The sequence below is a fragment of the Streptomyces sp. NBC_01471 genome (genome assembly GCF_041438865.1).
Lineage (GTDB): Bacteria > Actinomycetota > Actinomycetes > Streptomycetales > Streptomycetaceae > Streptomyces.
Map to the genome: position 1 here is coordinate 961,528 of NZ_CP109450.1, position 23,299 is coordinate 984,826.

The 23,299-nt window shown below is 69.0% G+C and carries 21 protein-coding genes and 2 pseudogenes; 8 read left to right on the forward strand and 15 right to left on the reverse strand.

Going from position 1 to position 23,299, the window contains the following annotated elements; translation table 11 throughout:
• Positions 1–72 precede the first annotated feature (72 nt).
• Positions 73–303, forward strand: a pseudogene (locus tag OG285_RS04205) (transposase); the annotation flags it as partial.
• Between the two features lie 12 nt (positions 304–315).
• Here OG285_RS04205 and OG285_RS04210 read toward each other — a convergent pair.
• Positions 316–1,275, reverse strand: a complete 960-nt coding sequence (locus tag OG285_RS04210) for an NAD(P)/FAD-dependent oxidoreductase (RefSeq protein WP_371790198.1) — start codon at positions 1,273–1,275, stop codon at positions 316–318.
• 907 nt (positions 1,276–2,182) lie between these two features.
• A pseudogene (locus tag OG285_RS04215) lies at positions 2,183–2,626 on the reverse strand (IS5 family transposase); the annotation flags it as partial.
• A gap of 126 nt (positions 2,627–2,752) precedes the next feature.
• Here OG285_RS04215 and OG285_RS04220 point away from each other — a divergent pair.
• Positions 2,753–3,040: a TetR/AcrR family transcriptional regulator C-terminal domain-containing protein gene (locus OG285_RS04220; protein WP_371790199.1), complete on the forward strand. Its 288-nt coding sequence runs from the start codon at positions 2,753–2,755 to the stop codon at positions 3,038–3,040.
• Positions 3,041–3,360: 320 nt separating this feature from the next.
• On the opposite strand, the gene OG285_RS04225 is transcribed toward OG285_RS04220, so the two are convergent.
• The 4 genes from OG285_RS04225 to OG285_RS04240 all read right to left on the reverse strand — a co-directional run bounded on the left by OG285_RS04225 (position 3,361) and on the right by OG285_RS04240 (position 6,591).
• A complete protein-coding gene (locus OG285_RS04225) occupies positions 3,361–3,879 on the reverse strand; it encodes a DUF2231 domain-containing protein (RefSeq protein WP_371790200.1) in 519 nt (172 codons plus the stop codon).
• Positions 3,880–4,014: 135 nt separating this feature from the next.
• Positions 4,015–4,782 carry an FAD:protein FMN transferase gene (locus OG285_RS04230; RefSeq protein ID WP_356831098.1) on the reverse strand — a complete coding sequence of 256 codons (768 nt, stop codon included), beginning with the start codon at positions 4,780–4,782 and terminating at the stop codon, positions 4,015–4,017.
• Positions 4,775–5,209, reverse strand: coding sequence for an FMN-binding protein (locus OG285_RS04235; RefSeq protein ID WP_356831100.1), 435 nt, complete (start codon positions 5,207–5,209; stop codon positions 4,775–4,777). The genes OG285_RS04230 and OG285_RS04235 overlap by 8 nt, the downstream gene beginning before the upstream one ends.
• Before the next feature lie 17 nt (positions 5,210–5,226).
• Positions 5,227–6,591 carry a ferric reductase-like transmembrane domain-containing protein gene (locus OG285_RS04240; protein ID WP_371790201.1) on the reverse strand — a complete coding sequence of 455 codons (1,365 nt, stop codon included), beginning with the start codon at positions 6,589–6,591 and terminating at the stop codon, positions 5,227–5,229.
• A 182-nt stretch (positions 6,592–6,773) separates the two neighbouring features.
• On the opposite strand from OG285_RS04240, the gene OG285_RS04245 reads away from it, so the two are divergent.
• Together OG285_RS04245 and OG285_RS04250 are read left to right on the forward strand one after the other, a co-directional pair.
• Entirely contained in the window at positions 6,774–7,508 is a 735-nt protein-coding gene (locus OG285_RS04245) for a response regulator transcription factor (protein ID WP_356831104.1), read from the forward strand.
• On the forward strand, positions 7,505–8,932 hold the full coding sequence (locus OG285_RS04250) for a sensor histidine kinase (protein WP_371790202.1): 1,428 nt from the start codon (positions 7,505–7,507) through the stop codon (positions 8,930–8,932). The genes OG285_RS04245 and OG285_RS04250 overlap by 4 nt, the downstream gene beginning before the upstream one ends.
• A 30-nt stretch (positions 8,933–8,962) precedes the next feature.
• Here OG285_RS04250 and OG285_RS04255 read toward each other — a convergent pair whose 3' ends face one another.
• Positions 8,963–9,550: a M56 family metallopeptidase gene (locus OG285_RS04255; RefSeq protein ID WP_371790203.1), complete on the reverse strand. Its 588-nt coding sequence runs from the start codon at positions 9,548–9,550 to the stop codon at positions 8,963–8,965.
• 301 nt (positions 9,551–9,851) lie between these two features.
• On the opposite strand from OG285_RS04255, the gene OG285_RS04260 reads away from it, so the two are divergent.
• A complete protein-coding gene (locus tag OG285_RS04260; protein WP_371790204.1) occupies positions 9,852–10,865 on the forward strand; it encodes a YdcF family protein in 1,014 nt (337 codons plus the stop codon).
• A 692-nt stretch (positions 10,866–11,557) separates the two neighbouring features.
• Here OG285_RS04260 and OG285_RS04265 read toward each other — a convergent pair.
• Positions 11,558–11,938, reverse strand: coding sequence for a hypothetical protein (locus OG285_RS04265; protein WP_371790205.1), 381 nt, complete (start codon positions 11,936–11,938; stop codon positions 11,558–11,560).
• A gap of 262 nt (positions 11,939–12,200) precedes the next feature.
• Between OG285_RS04265 and OG285_RS04270 the strand changes: the two genes are divergently transcribed.
• Both OG285_RS04270 and OG285_RS04275 read left to right on the forward strand, forming a co-directional pair.
• Entirely contained in the window at positions 12,201–12,410 is a 210-nt protein-coding gene (locus OG285_RS04270; protein ID WP_371790206.1) for a hypothetical protein, read from the forward strand.
• A gap of 66 nt (positions 12,411–12,476) precedes the next feature.
• On the forward strand, positions 12,477–13,055 hold the full coding sequence (locus tag OG285_RS04275) for a hypothetical protein (protein WP_371790207.1): 579 nt from the start codon (positions 12,477–12,479) through the stop codon (positions 13,053–13,055).
• Between the two features lie 403 nt (positions 13,056–13,458).
• On the opposite strand, the gene OG285_RS04280 is transcribed toward OG285_RS04275, so the two are convergent.
• From OG285_RS04280 to OG285_RS04310, 7 genes are all read right to left on the reverse strand, one after another.
• Positions 13,459–15,681 (reverse strand): WD40 repeat domain-containing serine/threonine protein kinase, encoded by a 2,223-nt coding sequence (locus tag OG285_RS04280; protein ID WP_371790208.1) that lies wholly within the window; start codon positions 15,679–15,681, stop codon positions 13,459–13,461.
• 793 nt (positions 15,682–16,474) lie between these two features.
• Positions 16,475–17,056, reverse strand: coding sequence for a hypothetical protein (locus OG285_RS04285; protein WP_356831118.1), 582 nt, complete (start codon positions 17,054–17,056; stop codon positions 16,475–16,477).
• Entirely contained in the window at positions 17,056–18,201 is a 1,146-nt protein-coding gene (locus OG285_RS04290; RefSeq protein ID WP_356831120.1) for an ROK family glucokinase, read from the reverse strand. Before OG285_RS04290 ends, OG285_RS04285 begins: the two co-directional genes overlap by 1 nt.
• 25 nt (positions 18,202–18,226) lie before the next feature.
• Positions 18,227–19,087 carry an ATP-binding cassette domain-containing protein gene (locus OG285_RS04295; protein ID WP_356831122.1) on the reverse strand — a complete coding sequence of 287 codons (861 nt, stop codon included), beginning with the start codon at positions 19,085–19,087 and terminating at the stop codon, positions 18,227–18,229.
• Positions 19,084–20,121 (reverse strand): ABC transporter permease, encoded by a 1,038-nt coding sequence (locus OG285_RS04300; RefSeq protein ID WP_356831124.1) that lies wholly within the window; start codon positions 20,119–20,121, stop codon positions 19,084–19,086. The genes OG285_RS04295 and OG285_RS04300 overlap by 4 nt, the downstream gene beginning before the upstream one ends.
• Positions 20,118–21,122: a sugar ABC transporter substrate-binding protein gene (locus tag OG285_RS04305; RefSeq protein ID WP_356831126.1), complete on the reverse strand. Its 1,005-nt coding sequence runs from the start codon at positions 21,120–21,122 to the stop codon at positions 20,118–20,120. Before OG285_RS04305 ends, OG285_RS04300 begins: the two co-directional genes overlap by 4 nt.
• A gap of 290 nt (positions 21,123–21,412) precedes the next feature.
• On the reverse strand, positions 21,413–22,177 hold the full coding sequence (locus OG285_RS04310) for a GntR family transcriptional regulator (RefSeq protein WP_356831128.1): 765 nt from the start codon (positions 22,175–22,177) through the stop codon (positions 21,413–21,415).
• 76 nt (positions 22,178–22,253) lie between these two features.
• On the opposite strand from OG285_RS04310, the gene OG285_RS04315 reads away from it, so the two are divergent.
• Positions 22,254–23,258 carry a Gfo/Idh/MocA family oxidoreductase gene (locus OG285_RS04315; protein ID WP_356831130.1) on the forward strand — a complete coding sequence of 335 codons (1,005 nt, stop codon included), beginning with the start codon at positions 22,254–22,256 and terminating at the stop codon, positions 23,256–23,258.
• Positions 23,259–23,299: the final 41 nt, after the last annotated feature.

Below are 23,299 nucleotides of genomic sequence, written 5' to 3' on the forward strand. Positions count from 1 at the left end.
CCTTGGGTACGGCGGGGCTCATGAACCATGTCTCTCATTGGCCCACAGCCCCTGCGCCACTGAGCATCCGCGTACCGGCGTCTCGTCCGCGCACGCGGGATCACCCCCAAGATCGCCCGCCGCGGCACCCCGCACGGCTCGGGACTGGGCAAAACCAGGTGGGTCGTCGAGCCGACCTTCGCCTGGCTCCACCAGTTCAAACAACTGCGCATCCACTACGAGATACGCGCCGACCTCCACGTCGGACTACTCCAACTTGGCGGCAGCGGCATCTGTTTGAGACGGCTCAGAATCTCATTCTGAAACGATCAGTTATCAGCGCGCGGCGGAATGTGTCGTGACGGCGTGTCGCACGTCCTCGCTGACCAGGTCGATGTTCATCATGGCCCCGGTCAGCCCGCCCTGCGCGGCGGCGTCGATGACCTGGGCTCGATGGCCTCGCACGTTTCCTGCCGCCCACACGCCGGGGACAGCTGTCGCGCCGATCTGGGGGTCGGCGGGCAGGGTCGCACCGATGACCTGGCCGTCCATGTCCTTCTCCTCGGCTTTCAGGCCCAGACCTTCGAGCAAGGAGTCGACCTTGGCCACCGAGACAGGGAAGACCACGGCTGCCTGGACCGTGATCACGCTGTCACCGACCCGGACGCCGCTGAGCGCGTCGCCGGTGACCTCGATACCGGTGACCTTGCCGGGCACCACGGCGATTTGGCGCGCCGCGAGTTCGGTCCGCTGCTCCGCGGTAAGTTCCACGGACTCATTGGTGAACAGAGTGACCTTCTCGCTCCACTGGCGCCACAGCTGTGCCTGGTGCAGGGAGGCGGCACCGCTGGCGATCAGACCAATCTCCTTGTCGCGGACCTCATAGCCGTGGCAGTAGGCGCAGTGCAGCACGTCCACGCCCCAGCGGGCGGCCAGCCCGGGAATGCCAGGCAGCTCGTCGGCGACACCGGTGGCCACCAGCACCCTCCTGGCGTCGACGGTGGTCTCGTCCGCGAGGGTGACCCGCAGGCCGGTCTCGCTGACACGTTCCACGCCGATCACGGTGGCGTCGCGGATCGTGCCGCCGTACTGCTCGACCTCGGAGCGGCCGATGGCCAGCAGCTCGCGCGGGTTGACCCCTTCACGTCCGAGATAGCTGTGTACCTGGGTGGCGGGGGCATTTCGGGGTGTGCCTGCGTCGATGACCAGGACGTCGCGCCGGGCACGGCCCAATGTCACTGCCGCCGCCAGGCCCGCCGGGCCTCCACCAATGATGACTACGTCGTAAGTGCTCATACTGATGACAGTGCGGCTGCCCCGGGCGTGTCGTGAAGCCTTCATGCTGGAACGGCAACTCGGCGGCCTGGAATCAAGCTCAGGTCTGGAGAAAACCCCGAGACGCCACGGGCTCCGAGCATAGGCCGGGTCTTCTCCAGTGCGGGCAGGGTGGAACTCCCACTCCGGCATATTGGGGCCGTACGACCTGAAGCTTTGTTTGACTCACGTCGTGGTGGGACGTCGCGCCAGTCACGGAAGTGGACCTCCAACACCGCAGACGAAGTGCGCCATACCCACCAGGAGCCGCTTCGGAATCGGTACGACGTCGCACGGAGAGCTGGGCAACATAGCCCGGGAATGCCGGTTAGCCAAACCGGCATTCGCGGGCACGATAGTTACCTCGTCGCCGACTTGAGCAGTCACCTTGATGCCTCGTCGAGTGGAGAGCCGTATGTGTCCGAAGAGACCGACCGTTCACCACGTCAGAACGCGTCATTACCCCGGGAGCCGCCGCGTGAGCCAAGTAGTCGCCGATGCACATGCCGAGAGTGCTGTGTACAGCCCCATACGCATCCGTGCCACCTGGGGTGGCACCAGCACTGTGGCCGAGGCTTCCAAAGCCTTCGGATTCTCCCGCGCAAAGGGGTATGACCTCGTCCGCCGCGGCCAGTTCCCGTGCCGTGTGCTCCAGGTCGGCCGTGGGACGCGCGTAGTCACCGCCCCCCTGCTCCGCGTACTCGAAAGCGGAGAGCCCGAGTACAACGCAGCCACCGGCTGACATTCCCCCCGCCCTCACGCCATGAAGCCACACCTGAGCCCGGCGGGCCTCCACGGCGTGACGACATCGACGCGCAGCCGTCCCGCGAGCCGTGGGGCTGCAACCTCACCCTGACCGAGGCCATGATCGGCAGTCCCCCTCCCGCCCTCAGAGGTCCTGACAAAGGCGTTGGACGTGGCGGTGTGTGATGAGGCAGGTGGCGAGGCTGAGGAATGCTTCGTGGATGTCGTCTCGTCGCTCCCAGAGGATACGGAGGTGTCGGAAGCCGTGCAGCCAGGCGATGGTCCGCTCGACGACCCAGCGGTGCACACCGAGGCCGGATCCGTGGGCCACGCCACGGCGGGCGATGACGGGTTTGATGCCCTGCGCCCAGACGAGTCGGCGGTACATGTCGTGGTCGTAGCCGCGGTCGCCGAGAAGTATGCCGGGCCGCCGGCGCGGTCGTCCCACGAGTCCTGGAACCGACGGGATCTTCACCAGGAGAGGCATGAGCTGGGTGACGTCGTTCCGGTTTCCGCCGGTCAGCGACACCGCGAGCGGGATGCCCTGGCCATCGACGAGGACGTGGTGCTTGCTGCCCGGCCGGGCGCGAAGTGCCACGTTGGTGGATGCCCCCAACTGACAACGTGCCATCCCCCACGACCCCTACAAGAGCTCGTACCACGTTCACGAGCGGGCCTTCTTGAATCGTCCCCAGCAGATGAGGCTGCATGTGGCGTGGCCTCGCTCCTTCGCGGGACCGGGCGGCTCGGGCCCACCTCGCTGGCTGGGGTGCAGGGCCCCCTCAGACTCTTCATCGGAGTCGGCCTCAGCCCCCGGCTCGCGTCCGCCGCCGCGTCGTCGTTGGCCACTTTCATGATCGGCTCGGTGCACCTCAACATCAGCCTGGTCGGCATCGACGCCTGCTGTACCGCTCCCGGGACGCTGAGGCCTTCCTACTGGTCGTTCCGCACGCCTGAGGTCAGCAGCGACGACGAGTCGAAGTCGACCTCACCGCATTGTTGACCGGATTTCGCGCCCTCATGCAGAACGCGGACATCGCACGTGGCTAGATGAATCAATTCCAAGGGGTCAGCGGATGCTCGGGGGAGATTTTAGGTCCGGCGACCCGTTTCGATCAGTCCGGTCCGGCGGCTACGCGTCGGCCCCGTACGTCCCGTACTTCGGAAGGCCCGTCGACTCGTAGACGTGCACCGCAATTCCGCTCGATGTCGTCTCGTTGTGCAGCAGGCGCAGGCCGGCCGGGGCGCCGCCGGCCGAAGGATGGATGCCATGCGCTCGTCAATACACTCGGTCCCTGGGCTGGGGGTGGCAGCGGGTGCGTGTCAGCCGTGGTCGGGGTGTGCGGTGGTGGAGTAGCCGTCGTGCCAGGCGGCTTTGGCCCCGGAGTCGCCGATTCGGTAGACCTGCACGCCGGCGCCCACTCCGATGGCCAGGGACAGCAACGCGGCCGTGACACGCAGAGGTGTCGCCACAGTACCGCTGGTGGATTCCACCGCGCCGGGGGTGCGGTGGGTGGCCCGGCGGTAGGCCCACCACACCGCAGCGGCCGCGAGGAACAGCGCGATGGCCGAGGGGAGCAGTTCATCGCCGAGATCGGTGTGTTTGCGGACCAGGGCGTTGCTGTCCACGTGCCGCTCCAGCCACTCGCCGGCGTGTGTGGTGAGCGGCACGCTGATGAGTGAGACCAGGGCAAGTGCCGGGAGGGCGAGACCGAAGCGGCGCATGACCGAGGGCCAGATGGCGCAGAGGACGAGCGAAAGAGCTGTCAAGGGTACGAGGACGACCACGGCGTGCACGAGCAGGACGTGCGCGGGGATGCCGTTGATCAGGTCGGGTCCCACAGGGAGGTTCCTTCGGAGTTGGTGTTCAACGCTGGGCGGACATGAGCTGGTTCGGTGAGGAGGCTGTGTGGGATGCCTCCGCCGCCGCGAGGGGGCGCCCGCGCGCTGCGGCAGGGAACGGGACCGCGTCGCGTCTCATGCCCCATATCGGCTGAACCCCGTCGTCTGCCAGGTCCGGCCGTCAGGCAGGACGGCGAGTCCCTCGTAGCCGTCGAGCGCTTCCAGCCAGTCCCGAGCGTCCCGGCCTCTGGCGCACGCCGCGGTGGCGTAGGCGTCGGTCATGGTCAGTCGGGGGCCGACCACGGTGAGGGAAGCGAACGTGGTGGCCGGCGTGCCGTGGTGCGGGTCGAGGATGTGGGCACCGCGTTCGGCAGTGCCCGAGGTGGCGATGGCGAGGTCGTGGTCGACGGTGATGACGGTGGCCAGTTCGCCGGGGTGCAGCGGGTGGGCGATGCCGATCCTCCACGGTGTGCTGGGAGTTGCCCGGCCGCGGAGTTGGAGGTCGCCGCCGCCGTTGACGTATGTGTGATGTGCGCCCGCTTCGTGGAGGAGTTGGGATGCCGCCTCGGTGGCCCAGCCCTTGACGAGTCCGGAGGGGTCGAGGGATCCGGCGGGGACGATGCTGAACCAGCCGTCGGTGATATGGGCGGCTTGTGCGCAGAGGGACAGCACTTCGTGGACCTCGGGCGGGCAGTCGGCCAGCCGGATGCTGCCTCGGTCGAGCCGGCTGATGTGGCTGTCGGGACGGTAGGTGGAGAACACGGCGTCGACATCGTGGAGTTGCCGCACCGCCTCGGTGAGGGCCCGGCGGATGGCGGTCGTGGGGCTGTCGCGGATGTCGAAGGAGAAGACAGTGCCCATCACGTGCTCGATGTGCCGGAGCCCCTGTGCGGTGTCAGGCATGGGCCTGGTCCAGGGCGCTCTGCAGGGACTGGATGTAGCCCTGGCTGGTGTAGCTGGCTCCGGAGACGGCGTCGATGTGCGCGCTCTTCGCGCCGATCGCTTCCTGGGTGAGGCGGGGCAGCGCGTAGGAGGCGATCTGCTGGTCACGCCCGTTCTGGTCCGGCGCCTGGAGCACCTTGACGGCGGTGAGCTGGCCCTTGACGAGGGTGGCGGCGACCTGCACGGTTCCGTACTGGGTGTCGATGGGCTTGCCGGTGAATGTCCCGGTGCCCGTGGACGCCCCGGGTGAGGAACCCGTGGGGGTGTGCGGTGTCGTGGGGGAACGCGGGGCCAGACCGGCGACGGCGGGGAGGTGGTGGGGTTTGAGGGCGAGCAGCGCGACGATCACGGCGCTGATCCCTGTGGTGACGATGACGGCTCGGCGCATGGCTTCTCCTCGGATCCTCAGAACGCGAACGACTCGTGGTGGATGCGCCGCGCCGGTACGCCGGCTTCCCGCAGGGCGTGGACGGCGGCCCGCGTCATGCCGGTCGGACCGCACAGGTAGACGTCGTGCTCGGCGAGATCCGGCACCAGCTCGCTCAGGCCCCGGGCGGTGAGCGGTGAGGAGTATCCGGCTGGTTCGTCGACGACGTAGTGCACGGTGGCCTGCCGGCGGGCGGCTATCGCGTCGATCTCCGCACGCAGGGCGAGGTCGTCGGCGCGGCGGGCCCGGTAGATGAGGGTGACGTGCCCCGGCAGCGTCTCGAAGAGTGCGCGCAGGGGAGTGATGCCGACGCCGCCAGCCAGGAGCAGCACCTTGGCAGCGGTGCGGCGGTCCGCGGTGAAGCCGCCGTACGGTCCCTCCGCCCATACCCGGGTGCCGGGTGCGAGATGGGCGAGGGCCGCGCTGTGGCTGCCCACGGTCTTCACCGTGATGCGCAGGTGGTGGGGGCGTGCGGGGGCGGAGAGGGAGTACGGGTTGGCGGTCCACCACAGTCCGCGGGTCAGGAAGCGCCAGCGCAGGAACTGTCCCGGCTCGGCCCGCAGCTCGTCGAGGTGCGCGCCGGTGAGGTGTACGGAGACCACGCCAGGGGCCTCGGGGTGGACCCAGGCCACCCGCAGGCGGTGGCGTACTCCGCGCCGTATGGGGACGGCGAACCGGTACCGGGCGAGCAGTGCGGCGACGCCGATGAACAGCGTGTACCAGGCGATCTGGGCGGGGCGGTTCCCGACGAAGTCGGCGCCGTTGGAGAGCTGGTGGCCGAACGAGAGGAAGATCGCCAGATAGGTGGCGAAGTGCAGGTAGTGCCAGGTCTCGTAGCTCATCCTGCGGCGGGCCGCGCGGGCCGAGAGGATTCCGGTGGCCAGGAACAGCAGGAAGCCGATCGTGCCCTTGAGGAGATCGGGATAGTGCAGGACGAGCGTCGAGGTCTGGCTGACCACGTTCGTATGGGACGTCAGGGAGTAGCCCCAGATGATCAGCAGGACGTGGGCGAGGATCAGGGAGATGGTCCAGCGGCCGCCCAAGGCGTGCCAGCGGGCGAGGCGGTCGGTGCCGATGGTGTGGTCCAGGAGGGGGATGCGGGCCATCAGGGCCAGCAGGACCGCACAGGCGTAGCCGGCCAGGAGCCCCGTGATGCGCCCTGCCCCGGTGAGCCAGCCCGCGAGGCCGACGACCGAGGTCGTGTCGCTCCACCACAGGGCGAGGACCCCGGCCGCTCCGGTCCAGATCACCAGCGGCGCCAGGAACGGCACGGCGCTGCGGCGCGGGCGGCGGTGACGCAGCCCGCGGCCGGTGTCCGTGGTGGTGGCGAGTGTGGTGGGCATGTGCTCCTCCGGACAAGGTGCTTTCCGGCGATGGGCAGCCAGCCTCACAGCCCAACCTCTGTGAACCTTCTGAAACCGCCCCGTGAAACCGCCCCGTGTGCCGTTCTCAGCGCCGATTCAGAGGAAACTCAGAGACGTGACGCGCGTAACGGCGGCCTGCGCCGGGTCATGCTGAAAGGACCATGGACAAGCCGCGTACCACCACACTTCTGCACCGGCCGGACGGAGACCCCGTGCGGGTCCTCGTCGTGGACGACGAACCGGATGTCACCGATGTCCTGGCCGGGGTCCTGAGCAGCGAGGGCTGGCAGGTCCGCACCGCAGCCGACGGCACGACCGCGCTCGCGACCGCCCGTGACTTCCGTCCCGACGCGGTGGTCCTGGACTGGATGCTGCCCGACCTCGACGGCCTGCAGATCCTGCGCGCCCTGAGACGTGAGGCGCCCAGCGTGTGTGTGCTGTTCCTGACCGCCCGCGATGCGGTCGAGGACCGTATCGCCGGCATCACCGCGGGCGGCGACGACTACGTCACCAAGCCCTACAGCCTGGAGGAAGTACTGGCCCGGCTGCGCGGGCTGCTCCGGCGGGCCGGCATGACGGCGGAACCGGGTACGAACACGCTGACCGTGGGCGACCTGACCATGGACGAGGAGGCCAGGGAGGTCAGGCGCGGCGGGATCACCATCGATCTGTCCCGGACCGAGTTCGAGCTGCTCCGGTTCCTGATGCGCAACCCGCGCCGGGTGCTGTCCAAGGACCAGATCCTCGACCGGGTCTGGGCGTACGACTTCGGCGGACGCGCCCACATCGTCGAGCTCTACATCAGCTACCTGCGCAAGAAGGTCGACGCCGGACGCACCCCGATGATCCACACCGTGCGCGGCGTCGGCTACGTCCTCAAGGCGGAGGCCCCGTGAGGCGCCCGCCACCTCGCACCCTGCGCGGTCAGCTCACCGCGGGCCTCGTCACGCTGCTCGCTCTCGCCTGCCTCGGCGTCGGCATCACCACGGCCCTCGCCCTGCGAGGCTTCCTGATGGGACGCCTCGACGATCAGCTGTCCGCGTCCGGCGGCAGGTTCGCCGCCAGCCTGGAACACGAGGCCAAGCCCGATGCCGACAACCGGGCCGACACCAGGGGTCAGGCCGAGTCGACCCTCGGCGCACGCCTCCTGAACGGCAAGGTCACCCAGGCCGCCGTCGTCGACGACGCCACCGACCGGCATCTCCACCTCACCGCCGGGGATCGCCGCATCCTGGCAGCGGTCCCCGCCGACGGCCACGGACGCAGCATCCGCCTCTCCATGTTCGGGGCCTACCGCGTCACCGCGGTCCACGGCGACGACCAGGACATCCTGATCACCGGCCTGCCCCTGCACCCGGTCGAGGAGACAGTGCACCGCCTCGAAGCGGTCGAAGCCGCGCTCTTCGGGGCCGCCCTCGTGGTCACCGGCATCGCCGGAGCCGTGTGGGTGCGGGTCTCGCTCCGGCCCCTCCAGCGGGTGGCCGCCCGGGCGGCCGAGGTGGCAGGACTGCCGCTCGCCAGCGGTGAGATCGCCATGCCGGGGCCGCTTCCGGACACCGACCCCCGCACCGAGATCGGCCAGGTCGGTACTGCCCTCAACCACATGCTCGGCCACGTCGAGGATGCCCTCACCCGCCGTCAGGCCAGCGAGGAACGGCTCCGGCACTTCGCCGCCGACGCCAGCCACGAACTGCGCACGCCTGTCGCCAACATCCGCGGCCACGCAGAATCAGCCCTGCGCCACCCGGGGACCGTTCCCGGCGAGGTCCACCACGCGCTGGAGCGCATCGACGCCGAGTCACAGCGCATGACACGCCTCGTGGACGACCTGCTCCTCCTCGCTCGCCTCGACGCCGGACGTCCCCTCGAACACGAGCCGGTCGACCTGACCCTGCTGATCCTTGACGCGACCGACGACGCACGCGCCGCCGGCCCCGGGCACCACTGGGTCCTCGACCTTCCCGAGGAGCCGGTCACCGTCACCGGCGATGCCCACCGGCTTCAACAGGCCATCGGCAACCTCCTCGCCAACGCCCGCACCCACACCCCGCCTGGCACCGAAGTGACCATCACGCTGCTCACCACCGGGCCGGCCGACGTCTCCCTCAGCGTCAGCGACAACGGTCCGGGCATCCCCGAAGAGCTTCAGTCCGAGGTCTTCGGCCGCTTCGTCCGCGCCGACCACGCCCGGTCCCGCAGCACGGGCAGCACCGGGCTCGGCCTCGCCATCGTCCATGCCGTCATCACCGCCCACGACGGAACCGTCGCGCTTGCCAGCCGCCCCGGACGAACCACCTTCCGCCTCACGCTCCCCACATGACACCACGGAGGCGGGCTGGGAAGGGGCTGTTCAGCGGGCCTGCGTCGTGCTGTGGGAGGACGTAGCGCCGTCAAACAATTGATCCATTTCCTGGGCGGCCAGGGCAAGACTGACACAGCACACCATCATCAAGACCGGGAACACCATGGCCAGGCCGCGGCGGAAGGGTGTGGGCGCTGCGAGAAGAGCTCGTACGCGCTGGGGCACCGGGCCGTCGGTGGCCGCGAGTGCTGGTTGCGCGGCGCGCTTGGTGGCGAGCGCTGCCCGTGCGACGGCGCGGGCCACGAGGCTGCGGTCGGCTACGACGCTGCCGGCTTCTTCGTCGGCCCAGCGTTCCGGTGCGAACGCGCCCGCCCGGGCGAGGGGATGCAGGAGTGGATTGACCGCTGACGCGAGCTGGAGAACGAGCAGGAACAGGTGGTGACGGCGCTGGAGGTGAGCGCGCTCGTGGGCCAGCAGGGCTCGCCGTTCATCAGGGGCGAGTGCTTGCAGCATGCCGGATGACACCACGATCCTGCCCGGGATTCCGGGCAGGGCGAAGGCCGTGGGGACGGGGTCGTCGAGGACGGCCAGGTCTCCGGTGGCGGGAAGATCCCGGCAGTCGCCACGACGCCCCATACAGGCCGATAAAGCCACCGGCGGGAGCTCCGCGTGGCATATGGCCCGCGGAAGCCTGTGCGGCCGAGCGACGTGGCGAAGGGATTCCCGTCCAGGTGGTCATGGACCTGGAGTGCGACTCGTTCCTCGTCATCCTGCCCGAGCGGCCCCCGGTTGCCGCGACCGCCTGAGAGGACGCCACATCCCGGCGGCGCCGGGCGCGCCACCGGACTCCGCCGCTTCCCCGAGCCTTCACCACGGCACGATCGCGGCCTCCAGTCCCCCTGCCAGGCCTTCAACCACGCCGCATACCCTGTGGGACATGCTGATCTACGTCCCGGCGGCACTGCTCCTCCTTCTGTTCTGCGCCCGGGTGCTGGGAGACCGCCGCCGGATCGGCAACGCCGTTCTGCTCGGGCTCTCGCTCGTCCTCGCCACCGGGGCATCGCTGGCCGACCTATCCCTGGGTCATCCGGTTCTCGCGAAGAACGTCGCAGTAGCGCTGGCGGCCCTGCTGGCACTCGGCATCGTCACGCTCGCCTGTTGCCTGCTCACCAACGGAGTGGTCATGGTGCGCAAGGAGGGGGCGAGCCCGGGAAATCTGCTGTCCCTGCTCTCCGGGACAGCGCTGCTGTGCCTGCTGGCCCTGCTGGTCACAGCAGCGGTCACGCAGCAGCGCACCCTGCTGGTCGTGGCGGCGACCGTTGCCGCCCTGGCCGGCTACATCGGCTTCCTGTTCCTCTGCTACCTCGGATATGCGTTTGTCTACGGGCGGCTGTACATCCCCCGTAAGGCCGACTATGTGGTCGTGCTCGGATCGGGCTTGGCGGGTGGAACGACGCCGCCGCCCTTGCTGACGAACCGGCTCGACCGGGGCCGCAAGGTCTACGCGCGGCTCGCAGCACGGGGACGACGGCCCGTACTGCTCGTCTCCGGCGGGCAGGGGCCCGACGAGAAGGTACCCGAGTCCCACGCCATGGCTGACTACCTCGTCGAGCGCGGGATCCCAGCCGCCGCGATCGAGCGCGAGGACCGGTCGACAAGCACCGACGAGAACCTCCGATTCAGCGCGGAGATCATGGAGAAGGCGCGTCCGCACTACCGCTGCGTGATCGTCACCAGCAACTACCACGCCTTCCGCGCCGCCGTGTCCGCCCGCCGGGCAGGGGTAAGGGGCCATGTCATGGGCGCGCCGACCGCCGCGTACTTCTGGCCCAGTGCGACGATCCGTGAGTTCGTCGCGCTGTTTGTCCTCTACCGGCGGACCAACCTCGCCGTGTGCCTGATCCTCCTGCTCGGCGGTTTCCTCTTGTGGTGGCTCAGGCCACTTGCATGACGCCCGGTTTGCTACCTGAGAAGACGGGCCGCGGACCAGGTTCGGGAACATCCGGAAATCCGTCTGTAGTCGATCCGGGCCGCCGTCCTCGCCCGGTTCGTCTCCCAACTTCCGGCCGAGGACGAGCAGTTGTCCCCGGAACGCCAGGCCGGATCGTGGCCTCCTCACCGCCGGTGCCGATGTTGCCGTCGGCGGACGGCGGTCTGCCCACCGCGCGCTCCACCCGTCACCAGCCCCGCCGAACGCACCCTGCGCTCGGAGCGCTTCTCCGCCGGCTGAGACCGTTAGGGCCGTCACGATCTCAGACAAGGCGAAGGCCCCGACCAGGGGGATGGTCGGAGCCTTCTACGTCCTGAATCGGCGGATATGAGTCACGCCGAACGCACCTCGCGTGTCACACCCTGTCACGCAACGAGTCAAGGCAGCTCAAGGACTGGCACGGCGGATCACAGGGTGGCCCTCGATTCCGCGCGGGGCACGGGCGCGGCGAGGCAGGCGAGTGCATTGCTCGTAAGCGCGTTCCCCTGCTGTCTTCCCGAAGCGCCGGACCTTCAGCGAACTGAGCCTCTCCCCGACCAACGGGGTACCAAAACTCTGGGCAGCGTTTGAGAAGAGTCGCCGAGCGCGCCAGCTGCACGGTTGGGGTGGCCGCTGCCACCAGGGGCAAGGTGTCCTGGCCCGGGGGTGTGCACCTACGGCTGCAGTGACCACCGAGCAGGAGCACGTCGGCGCAGTTGCCGCCCGGGTGGCTGGCGGCCAAACCATCGGCGCAGACGGCGCCTGCCTGGGCGGCGGGACCGCCGCGTCCGGGCCGCGCTCGTGCCCGCTGCGGTGCGGCCGGTCCACCGTGGGTCGTCGGAGACGACCGGTGTCTGGCGGTCGGTCTGGGCGCGGATCTCGATGTGGGACTCGTGGGAGGTGATGCGCATGGCCTCCTCGTAGGAGGCCAGCGCGCCGCGTAGAGCGGACCCGGCCAGTCCGCGGCGGAGCACCAGGCGCTTCAGCCAGGCGAAGAACCCCATCACCGCGATCAGACAGCCGGACACCACCAGGCAGGGGAGGACTTCACTCATACGTCGCCGCCTTGCTGTCCGTGCCCATGGACTTGGCACCGCGTCCCCCGCGGCCGACCGCTCCACGTCCGACATGTCCGAGGGATACCGAGGCTCGCGGTCCGGGTGGTCGCCCGCATTCCCGAACCGGTGAGGGCAACCACACGACCTTGCGACCAAGTTGGACTCCACCGACACGGAACCGAAAGACCGCGACGCAAGGGCTCCCGGACAGGTCGTTCGGACTTCGACAATCCCCAACTGGGCAGGAGGCCCCGCCTTCATGCGCGCCGGAGCCGAAGATCACGCGACCGAGTCACCACACCCGTACCTGGACAACAAGACTCAGCGGCGGAAGAACGAACTGGACGCCGGGAACGAGCGCAGGCGGATCGAGGCGGAGACCGAACGAGCCGCCCTCCACGAACGTGAGGAGACCAAGCGAGCCCGCCTACGGACCCAGGCGCCGCCCGCTACTCCCGAGTCCACGTGAGCGCTTTCGTAGGGCACTTCAAGAAGTGAGGCGCTATCGGGGATCCCAGAAGCCTACCCTCAAGCCATGAATGACAAATCTGAGTCGCAGTCAACTCACGGCGAATCTCGGTCATGCTGCTGCGGTGCCATACCCGGCAGTGCGGAGCTGGGCGATCTCATTCCGGTAGTCGATCCCAGCTGTGAGGCACAGGGACACCTCGGTCGGCACAGCTCAGCCACAGACGATGTCTTGAGTATTCGCGGCAGGTTCGAACTGATCCATACCCCGCGGCGCGACACGGCTGCGGACGATGTCAGCGACTTCGGCGACTCCAAACTGCTCGGTGACCAGTTCCTTTTGGACCTCAAGCGCAGGTTTGAGGCTGAGTCAGCCAATGAGGCTCTTGAGCGGCAGGCCAAGCCGGAGTTGATCAATGAACTCCTCGCCGGCGGAACCGTCGCCGCCTCCTTCACCGCAGCAGCGTCCGTCGCCAAGGCGAAGATCGAAGCCACGACGCAGAGACGCAAGGACGAGTTGGGTGCTGGGAACGAGCGTCTGCGCATCGAGTCTCAAGAACGCACAGCAACCCGTCAGGCCGTCGAGCAGACAAAGCAAGCCCGGTTCCAGGCCCAGAACCAGCCCTCGCCTCCTGCCGCTCCCTGATCCGAGTGGAGGGGTCCACTGAGTGTGAGCGATATGCCCCGGCCTTCGGGCCGGGAACCGTCATCGTGTCTGGGCTCGGGCCGGCGGGCCATCGGCCTACGCTCCCTCAAGCCATGAGCGACCAACCTCCTCAATGGGTGCATCTCCTGCCGCGTGAGATCGTTCAGGCGTGGCGGCTCGGTCGACATGAGACTTGCCGGGGTGAACGGTGCCTCGCACCCCAGCAGGCTGGTGCCGCCTGGCTCGGCGATCAGTTCCAGGTCAGAAGAGATCTCAGCCACCGTCTCTCGCAGATCCTCAGTCTCGTCAGCGCGCGCTCTCGCCGGCCCAGGCGGACCGTCAACTCCCGTACAGGCACGGACAGTGCGGCGAATCGGTCCCGTGCGGAAGCCGCCACTGTGTGTCAGGTCTTTCCGCCCCTGGAGACCTTCCACAGGTAGGTACTGCCGTTACTGTCGCCGACAGCGAGGGTAGTGCTGTTCGGTGAGAACGCCAGAGAATTCGCACCCTCGGCGTCGGGGTCGGTAAGGGTGGCGGTGAGCTTTCTGGTGGTGGTGTTCCACAGGTAGGTACTGCCATTACTGTCGCCCACGGCGAGGGTGGTGCCGTTCGGTGAGAACGCCACCGCGGTCGTACTGACGGGATAGCGGTCGGGGTCGGTGAGGGTGGCGGTGAGCTTTCTGGTGGTGGTGTTCCACAGGTAGGTACTGCCGTTGCCGTCGCCCACGGCGAGGGTGCTGCCATTCGGTGAGAACGCCATCTCACGTACTCCGTCGAAGGCTGATTTAGGGTCGGCGAGGTTGGCTGTTTCCCTGTTGGTGGTGGGGTTGAACAGGTGAACGAGGCCCTTGAAGTCACCAACGGCAAGGGTGGTGCTGTTCGGTGAGAACGCCACCGCGTTCACACTGTTCATGTCGGTAGTGAAGAGAACGCCAGTGTTCTTCCCGGTCTTGATGTCCCACAGGAAGGCGATGGCGCGGAAGTCGCCGACGGCAAGGGTTCTGCCGTTGGGCGCGAATGCCACGGCGTTCACGCTGACAGAGTTTTCTTGGGTGAGGGTGGCGGTGAGCTTTCTGGTGGTGGTGTTCCACAGGTAGGTACTGCCGTTGCTGTCGCCCACGGCGAGGGTGCTGCCATTCGGCGAGAACGCCACCGAACGCACTTCTACACTCTTGGGATTGGTGAGGGTGGCGGTGTGTTTACCGGTCGTGCTGTCCCACAGAAATGTACTGTTCCCTTCCTTGCCGTTGCTGCCGCCGACGGCGAGGGTGGTGCCGTCCGGTGAGAACGCCACCGAACGCACGCAGTTCACGGCGCCTTTGGGGCCGGTGAGGGTTCTGAAGGGGGTGGCTGTCGGGTTGCGAGGGGTGGAAGGAGATGCACTTGGGGTGTCGGAGTGGCTACCTGCACTGGCCCGTGACCCTGGGGAGCCGTGCAGCAGGGAAGGAACAACTGCTGCGCCTGCGCCGAGCGCGCACACCAGAGTGATCACCGTCAGGCGCCGACGCGAACGCCGAACAGGCTGTTTGAGGCCGCCCGGTCCCGTCTTGGCACGGGGGCGCGGTTCGGAGATCGGTTTGTGTGGGATGCCCGTCGGTCCAGGCGTTTTCGTCTTCGCCGCCCGCGGTCCCGGTGCTTGCACCCTGGGGCTGTGGTCCGTCCCGACCTCGTCCGAGGTGGTGGACGGCTCGATTCGAGGGGATGTGGGGGTGCCCGCAGTGGCGACCAGTGGCTGGGGCTCCTCCATGACCTCGGTCCCGGTGCTCGGCTCAGGAGCCAGCTCCGGCGTCGAGGGCGTGACCGCGACACGACCGATCCTCTCCAACATTTGCTCGGCCGATTGGGCGGTTGCTCGTGCCGCGGGGTCTTTGGCGAGCAGCGTCTCCAGGAGCGGGGTGAGCGGGCCGGCGTTGCGCGGCGTGGGCATTGGCCGGGTGAGAATCGCCAGGCAAAGCTCGGTGATCGTCTCGCCCTCGAACGGCCGGGAGCCCTCAACTGCGGTGTACAGCGTGACGCCCAGAGACCACAGGTCGGATGCCGCAGTGACCTCCCTGCCCTCGATCTGTTCGGGCGCCATGAAGGCCGGGGTGCCGATGAGCGCACCCCGCGGTGTCAGCGTGGTGGCTCCGACGAGCGGCCGGGCTATGCCGAAGTCAGTGATCACCGTACGCGTCCCCGCCAGCAGGATGTTGTCGGGTTTCAGGTCCCGATGGACCACCCCGGCGGCATGAGCGTGGCGCAGCGCATCAAGCAGCGCCAAGCCCAGTTGCACGGCCTCGGCCACCGGCAGGGCTGGTGTCCCGCGCAGCCGCGCTGCAAGGGAACGGCCCTGCACGAACTCCATGACGATGGCCGGGGTGCCGTCCCAGTCAATGACGTCGTGCACGCGCACGATCCCTGGGTGATCGAGACGGGCGGCCATCTTCGCTTCACGTCTGGCCCGCCGGACCTGTTGGGAGTGAACTTCGATGGACGTGCCGGGGGGCGAGGTGAGCTGCTTGATGGCCACGATCCGGTCGAGCACCTCATCCAGCGCCTGCCAGACGATTCCCATCCCTCCCTGCCCCACCTGGCGCACTAGCCGGTACCGGCCGACTATCAGGTCCTCGTCAAAAGCCTCCGTCACAACGCCACCATACTGAAGAGACCGGGCACTCGCGGAAGATAGCCGTAGGCCCAAGCGGCTGGGGTCAGCTCTTGAAGTCTAGCTCTGCCCACGGGAGTTGGGCACTATTCGGGTACCTCCGAGCGCAGGGTCCGGGCGCGCAGCTGGACCACCGGGCCGTCCGCCAGCCCTGGCCCCCGTCAGAGGGCCAGGTCGATCGCTTCCTTCGCAAGCTCGTGGGCATCTCGCCGACCCCCGCTCCCGAAGAGGCAGTTGGCGAGTAGTCACGCGCCACGGATCCGCGGAAAGCCTTCACACGCGCACAAGCCGGAGATCACCCGACCGGGCTGCCTCAATCGAGCCGATGTACACCACGATCGGTACGACAACGGCTTCTGAGGCCGTACGGGAGGAACTCCTCCGTCGCTGCGACCAGGGCGTCCCAGCCGATGCCCTCCGCGCTGACCACGCCACGTCGTCCGGGCCCGGCGGGCTGGGCTCGATACGGCCCCATGCCCGAGCCCGTACAACGAGGCCGGCCAGGCGCTGCCGGCTCTCCAGGAGTTCGCTCTCGCTGAGACTGGTGCCACTGAGGCGGCTGATGCCGACCTCGCGCATGGTGACCCTCTCGGGGTCGATCCGGATGACCTTCCAGGCGTGCCGGTCTTCTCCATGGACCAGATGGTGATCGCGGTGAGGTCGACCTCGTGGTGCAGCGAGTTCCGCACTGCGCAGCACGACGACCCGGCAGCCCGTCGGGGCCGAGGTTCACCGTGGCGGGCTCACTCGCTCCGCTCCGGCCGGAGGACGGCGGTCAGGGCGTGTCGGTCGAGACGAGGTACACCCTCTTGCCGTGCGGGAAGGTCCGGTCGACCGTGATGTCGACGGTGGGCTGCGGCCTCTTGCGGGTGACGGTCGTACCGGCCCAGTCACGGGTGTCGGGGAACTTCCAGCCGACGATCTTCGCGTTGCGCGGGCTGACGGTGATCTTGCCGTCCTTGAGCGCGGCGGTGCTCGTGCCCGCCTTCCTGAGGAAGGCGTCGAGGCCGGCCTGGTTGGTGGTGAACCGCACGTACAGCCTGCTGACCTTCCAGTTGCTGGTCTGGTAGTACCAGACGCCGACCGCGTTCTTCGGGATCGGGACGTCGAAGGTGCGGCGCTGCACCTTCGACGGCCAGCGGTGCGTGAGGCCGGTCGCCATGGCCTCCTTCTCGTTGGCCCGGCCGCCGTTGCGGCTCTGTACGGCGGAGATGGCCAGATAACCGGCGGGGATACCGATGAGAAGCACGATGATGACCGCGGTGAGCCATCTGCGGCGGATCATGTGCCGGTGGTCCTCCGGTGACTGCCCACCGCCCTCGGGGGGCGAGGTCTGGTGGGGCACGGACGTCGTCATTACGGGGATCCCTGAGTATTGCGGGTGGTACGGGCAGCCTGGGCGTACCGCTCGTAGCGCTCCACACGGCGGCGGTTCGCCCTGCGGAACCGCCGGGCGATCAGCCTGGAGAGGTCGGCCGCCCCGACCATACCCGCCTCGGGCCCGAGCTGCGCCTTCGCGATCCGGGCCTCGGGGCGGTAGCCGCGGCCGGTCAGCTGGCGCCGGAAGGCGTCCCGCGCGGGTCCGATGAGCAGGTCGTCGGCGGCGCTGACGCCCCCGCCGATGACGAAGCAGGACGGGTCGAGAGCGGCGGCGAGATTGGCGATGCCGACGCCCAGCCACTGGCCGATGTCCTGGAACAGCTCGACGCACATCGCGTCGCCCTCGCGGGCCAGTTCGGTGATGAGCGGCCCGGTGATGTCGGGGATGTTTCCCTTGACCCGGTCGATGATGCTGTACGCCACCGGGGAGTCGGCGGCGGCCATCTCCTTGGCCTCACGGACGAGCGCGTTGCCCGAGCTGTACTGCTCCCAGCAGCCGCGGTTTCCGCAGGGGCAGCGGTGGCCGCCGGGGACGACCTGCATATGACCGAATTCACCCGCGACGCCGTACTTGCCGCGCTTGACCTGACCGTCCTCCAGGATCGCTCCGCCGATGCCGGTACCGAGCGTGATCATCACCAGATGGTCCTCGCCCCGGCCGGCACCGAAGCGCCACTCGGCCCAGGCGGCCGTGTTGGCGTCGTTGTCGACCATGACGGGGACGGCCAGCCTGCCCTGGAGCGCGTCGCGCAGCGGCTCGTCGCGCCAGGCGAGGTGGGGGGCGAAGAGGACCCTGGAGCGGTCGGCGTCGACCCAGCCGGCCGCTCCGATGCCGACGGCGTGCACATCGTGGCGGTCGGAGAGATCGAGGACCAGCTCGACGATGGTGTCCTCGACGACCTTGGCGCTCTTGGACTTGTCCGGCGTCTCGGTCTTGATCTTCTCCAGGATGACGCCGTCGGCGTCCACGACGCCCGCCATCACCTTCGTACCGCCGATGTCGATGCCGACGGTCGGGACGCGGGGCGCCGTGAGGTGCGAGCGCCGCTCGCGGGTCCCGACGGTCCGCAGGACCGTGGCGCGGGCGGAGCCGCGGTGCGCGAAGTCACGGTACGTACTCATCGGACAGATGATGCCACCCGTAGCCTCAGGAGGCGTCCCCGGCGGGGTTTCCGTCCGTCTTGTCGGGTCCGGGACCGCCGGGGCCCGGATCGCCGGGGCGCGGCGCCCGCCGGAGCTCGTGGCTGAGCTCCTCCAGCTCACTGCCGCCCGCCATCTGCCGGGTGAGCTCGTCCAGGCTGATCCGGTCCTTGCTGTGGCTGCCGAACATGGCGCCGCGCTTCAGCAGCACGAAGCGGTCACCGACCAGATAGGCGTGGTGCGGGTTGTGCGTGATGAGGACCACGCCGAGTCCGGCGTCCCGGGCCGCCGCGACGTACTTCAGCACCACCCCGGACTGCTTCACCCCGAGCGCGGCGGTGGGCTCGTCGAGGACCAGCACCTTCGCCCCGAAGTGGACGGCGCGGGCAATGGCCACGCACTGGCGCTCGCCGCCGGAGAGCGTGCCGATGGGCTGGTCGACGTCGCGCAGGTCGATGCCCATGCCCAGCAGCGCGGAGCGGGTCGTCTCGCGCATCAGCCGGACGTCGAGGCGTTTGAGGGGGCCCGCGCCCTTCGTCGGCTCGGAGCCGAGGAAGAAGTTCCGCCAGACCGGCATGAGCGGGACGACCGCGAGGTCCTGGTAGACGGTGGCGATGCCGCGGTCCAGCGCCTCGCGCGGCTTGCCGAGACGCGTCTCGTCGCCGTCGATCAGGAAGCGGCCCGCGTCGTGCCCGTGCAGCCCGGAGATGATCTTGATCAGGGTCGACTTGCCGGCGCCGTTGTCACCGAGCACACAGGAGATCTCGCCCGCGTGCACGACGAGGGAGACCTCTTCGAGGGCCTTGATGTTCCCGTAGAACTTGCTGACGCGGTCGAGTTCCACCAGGGGTGTGGTCCGCTCCGTCATCGCGACGCCTCCGCTCGCTTGCGCACCCAGGCATTGAGCAGGGCGGCCAGGAGCAGCATCGCTCCCAGGAAGAACTTGAACCAGTCCGGGTTCCACTCCGCGTACACGATGCCCTTGCTGGTCATGCCGAAGATGAACGCGCCGACCGCGGAGCCGATCGCCGAACCGTAGCCGCCGGTGATCAGGCAGCCGCCGATGACGGCCGCGATGATGTACGTCAGCTCGTTGCCGACGCCCTCGCCGGACTGCACCACGTCGTAGCTGAAGAGCAGGTGCTGACCGGAGATCCAGGCCGCGAAGGCCACCCCCATGTAGAGGCCGATCCGGGTCTTGACGACCGGGACGCCGACCGCGCGGGCCGCGTCGTCGTTGCCGCCGACCGCGAAGATCCAGTTTCCGGCGCGGGTGCGCAGCAGCACCCAGGTCGCCACGGCGATCAGCGCCGCCCACCACAGAAGGGTGACCTTGAGGTTGACGTCGCCGATGGTCAGCTGGGAGGCGAAGACCTTCTGCGCCGACGGGAAGCCCTCCATGTTGCCGATGGACTTCGTCGACACGGTGCCGCTGATCAGCTTGGTGAAGCCGAGGTTGAGCCCGGTCAGCATCAGGAAGGTGCCCAGCGTGATGATGAAGCTGGGGAGTCTGGTGCGGGTCAGCATGAAGCCGTTGAAGACGCCGATGGCGAGCGTGACCAGCAGTGAGACACCGACGCCGACCCAGACGTTCGCGGTCATCTGGTAGCTGAACATCGAGGAGATCAGCGCCGAGCTGGTCACCAGGACCCCGGCCGACAGGTCGAACTCGCCGCCGATCATCAGCAGCGCCACCGGTACGGCCATGATCCCCAGGGTCGACGCCGCGTACAGCACGGTGGAGAGGCTGGAGGGCCGCAGGAAGCTGTCCGCGGCGAACGAGAAGAAGACGAAGACGGCGACGGCGCCGACGACCGAGCCCAGCTCGGGGCGGCCGAGCAGGCGGCGCAGCAGCGAGGGCCGCAGCAGCCGTTCGTCGGGCACCTGGGTGGCGGTGCTCATCGGGTCCCCCGCTGGGTGTAGGCGGCCAGCGCACCCGCGTCCTGCTTGGTGATGACCTGGGGCCCGGTGAGGACCGGGCGGCCGCCGCCGAGGACGTTGCGGTTGTACTTGTAGAGCCAGAGCAGGTCGACCGCCTCGTACCCCTGGAGGTACGGCTGCTGGTCCACGGCGAAGCCGAGGGTGCCCTTCCGCAGGGCGGAGGCGACCTTGGCGTTCAGGTCGAAGGTGTCGATCTCGGCCTTGCTGCCCGCGGTGTCCTTGGCCTGGACGGCGGCGTCGGCGAAGGGTGCGCCGAGGGTGACGACGGAGTCGATGGAGGGGTCGGCCTGGAGCTTGGCCTCGATGGAGGACTGGACGTCGGGCATGTTGGTGCCGTCGACGTACAGGTTCTCCATCGTGCCGTGGAAGTTCTTCTTGGCTCCGGCGCACCGCTGCTCGTGGCCCACGTTGCCCTGCTCGTGCAGGATGCAGAGGGCCTTCTTGCGGCCGCGCTTGTTGAGCTCGTCGCCGACGGCCTGGCCCGCGATCGTCTCGTCCTGGCCGATGTGGGTGAGCGCGCCGAACTTCTTGGACTCCTCGGAGCCGGAGTTCACGGTGATCACCGGGATGCCGGCCTTCTCGGCCTTCTGCACGACGGCCTTCATCGAGTCGGGCTTGGCGAGGGTGACGATCAGCCCGTCCACCTTCTGGTCGATCGCGGTCTGCACCAGCTGGGCCTGCTGCTGGCCCTCCTCGCTGTGCGAGTAGAGGAAGGTCACGTTGTCCTTGGCGGCGGCCTGCTGGGAGCCCTTCTGGACGATGTCCCAGAAGGTGTCGCCGTCGCCCGAGTGGGTGACCATCGCGAACTTCCAGCGGGGGGTGTTCACCGCCGCCTTGCCGACGGCCGCGGCCCGTGACGCCCGCTCCTCGGCCCGCTTGCCGCCGGTGCTGCTGCATCCCGCCAGGGACAGCCCCAGCGCTAGCGCCAGCGCCCCGCTGACCCAGGTTCGTACCCTTGCCACGACGTGATGCCCTTCTCGGTGTTCCTGTGCCTGCTGCGGTTGCTGCGGACGGTGGCGGCCGGTCCCGTGCGGACCGGCGGCCCAAGTATGGGTCACCGCTGGTCGCGGGCGAATCATCGGGTGCCGCCCACGGGTGCGGCGAGGTGCGCTGCTGCTGTACGGGTCGTACGCAAGGGGGTCCGCCCTCTCTCCCGGCCGCCGGATTGCGGCAGAGGAGTTCTAGCGGCGGGTGCCGGGCCCCGTCAATGGTTTGTCAGAACATTCTTACGAACTGCGCCGACCGGGGAGCGTCACTGACGTACCAGCAGCTGGAACTCGAAGGAGTACCGCGAGGCGCGGTAGGTGTGCGTGCCGAATTCGACGGCCCGTCCGGTGGAGTCGTACGTGGTGCGCTCCATCGTCAGCAGCGGAGCCCCCTCGGGCTCCGCGAGCCGTATGCCTTCCCCGGCGGTCGCGGCCCGCGCGCCCACCGTCTGGCGGGCGCTGTGCAGGGTGATCCCCGCGGCGCGCAGCAGCCGGTACAGGCCGGTGGCCTCCAGCCGCGGTGTGTCCAGCTCGGGCAGCCCTTCGGGCAGGTAGTTGCGGAGGTACGCCATCGGCTCGCCGTACGCGAGCCGCAGCCGCTCGACGTACCGGACCTGGCTGCCCTCGGGCACCGCGAGCGCGGCGGCGGCCTCGGCCGTCGCGGGAACGGTCTCGTTGCGCAGGACCCGGGTGGTGGGCCGCTGTCCTGCGGCGAGCAGGTCGTCGTAGAGGCTGCTCAGTTCGAGGGGGCGCCTGACCTGGCTGTGCACCACCTGGGTGCCGACACCCCTGCGGCGCACCAGCAGCCCCTTGTCGACCAGCGACTGGATGGCCTGGCGGACGGTGGGGCGAGACAGGCCGAGCCGCCCCGCGAGGTCGATCTCGTTGCCCAGCAGGCTGCCCGGGACGAGCCTGCCCCGCTCGATGGCCGACTCCAGCTGCTGGGCGAGCTGGTAGTACAGCGGGACCGGGCTGCTGCGGTCCACGCCGAGCTCGATGCTGAGGGCGGGGTCGGCCGCGGGTTTGGACACGCCGAGAGGGTAGCCCAGGTCCGGTTGTCAGGACAAAGGCTTGACAGTGGACGGAGCTGCGGCCACGTTGGGGTCCATGCGTATCGGACTCATCGGGACGGGCCGTATCGGTTCCTTCCACGCGAGGGTGCTCAGCGGCCACCGGGACGTCGGCGCGCTGGTGGTGGCCGACACCGATGAGGCGCGCGCCACCGAGGTCGCCCGGCAGACCGGCGCGACCGCCGCCCCTTCGGTCGACGAGGTCTTCGCCCGGGGCGTGGACGCGGTCGTCATCGCTTCGGCGACCTCCTCGCACGCCGCTCTGATCGGCAGGGCCGCCCGCGCCGGGCTGCCGGTCTTCTGCGAGAAGCCGGTCGCCATCGATCTGCCCGGCACACTGGCGGCGCTGCGGGAGGTCGAGGCGGCGGGCACCGTGCTGCAGCTCGGCTTCATGCGCCGCTTCGACGCCGGGTACGCGGCGGCGCGCGAGCGGGTGCGGTCGGGTTCGCTGGGCCGGCTGCACACCGTCCGCGCACTCACCTCCGACCCCGCGCCGCCGCCCGCCGCGTATCTGCCGCTCTCCGGCGGGCTGTTCCGCGACTGCCTGGTGCACGACTTCGACATGGTGCGCTGGGTGACCGGGCGCGAGGTGGCCGAGGTGTACGCGACCGGGTCGGACGCGGGGCCCGCGATGTTCCGCGAGGCCGGTGACGTGGACACGGCGGCCGCGCTGCTCACGCTGGACGACGGGACGCTGGTCACCGCGACCGCCACCCGGTGCAACGGCGCGGGCTACGACGTCCGGATGGAGCTGGCCGGGGAGTCGGACCAGATCGCGGTGGGGCTCGGCGACCGGACACCCCTCACCTCGGCCGAACCGCAGGGCCCGCCCCCCGCTGACCGGCCGTGGCCCGGCTTCCTGGAACGGTTCGCGCCGGCCTACGAGGCCGAGCTCGACGCCTTCCTGCGGGTGGCGCGGGGTGAGCTGGCCAATCCGTGCGACGGCCGGGAGGCGCTGGCCGCGCTGCGCATCGCGGAGGCGTGCGAGCTGTCCCGGCGTGAGCGCCGCCCGGTCCGCACGGACGAGCCGCCCACCGGCTGACCGGGCGGGGCCGACTGCCCGACGCACGCGCGATCATGACT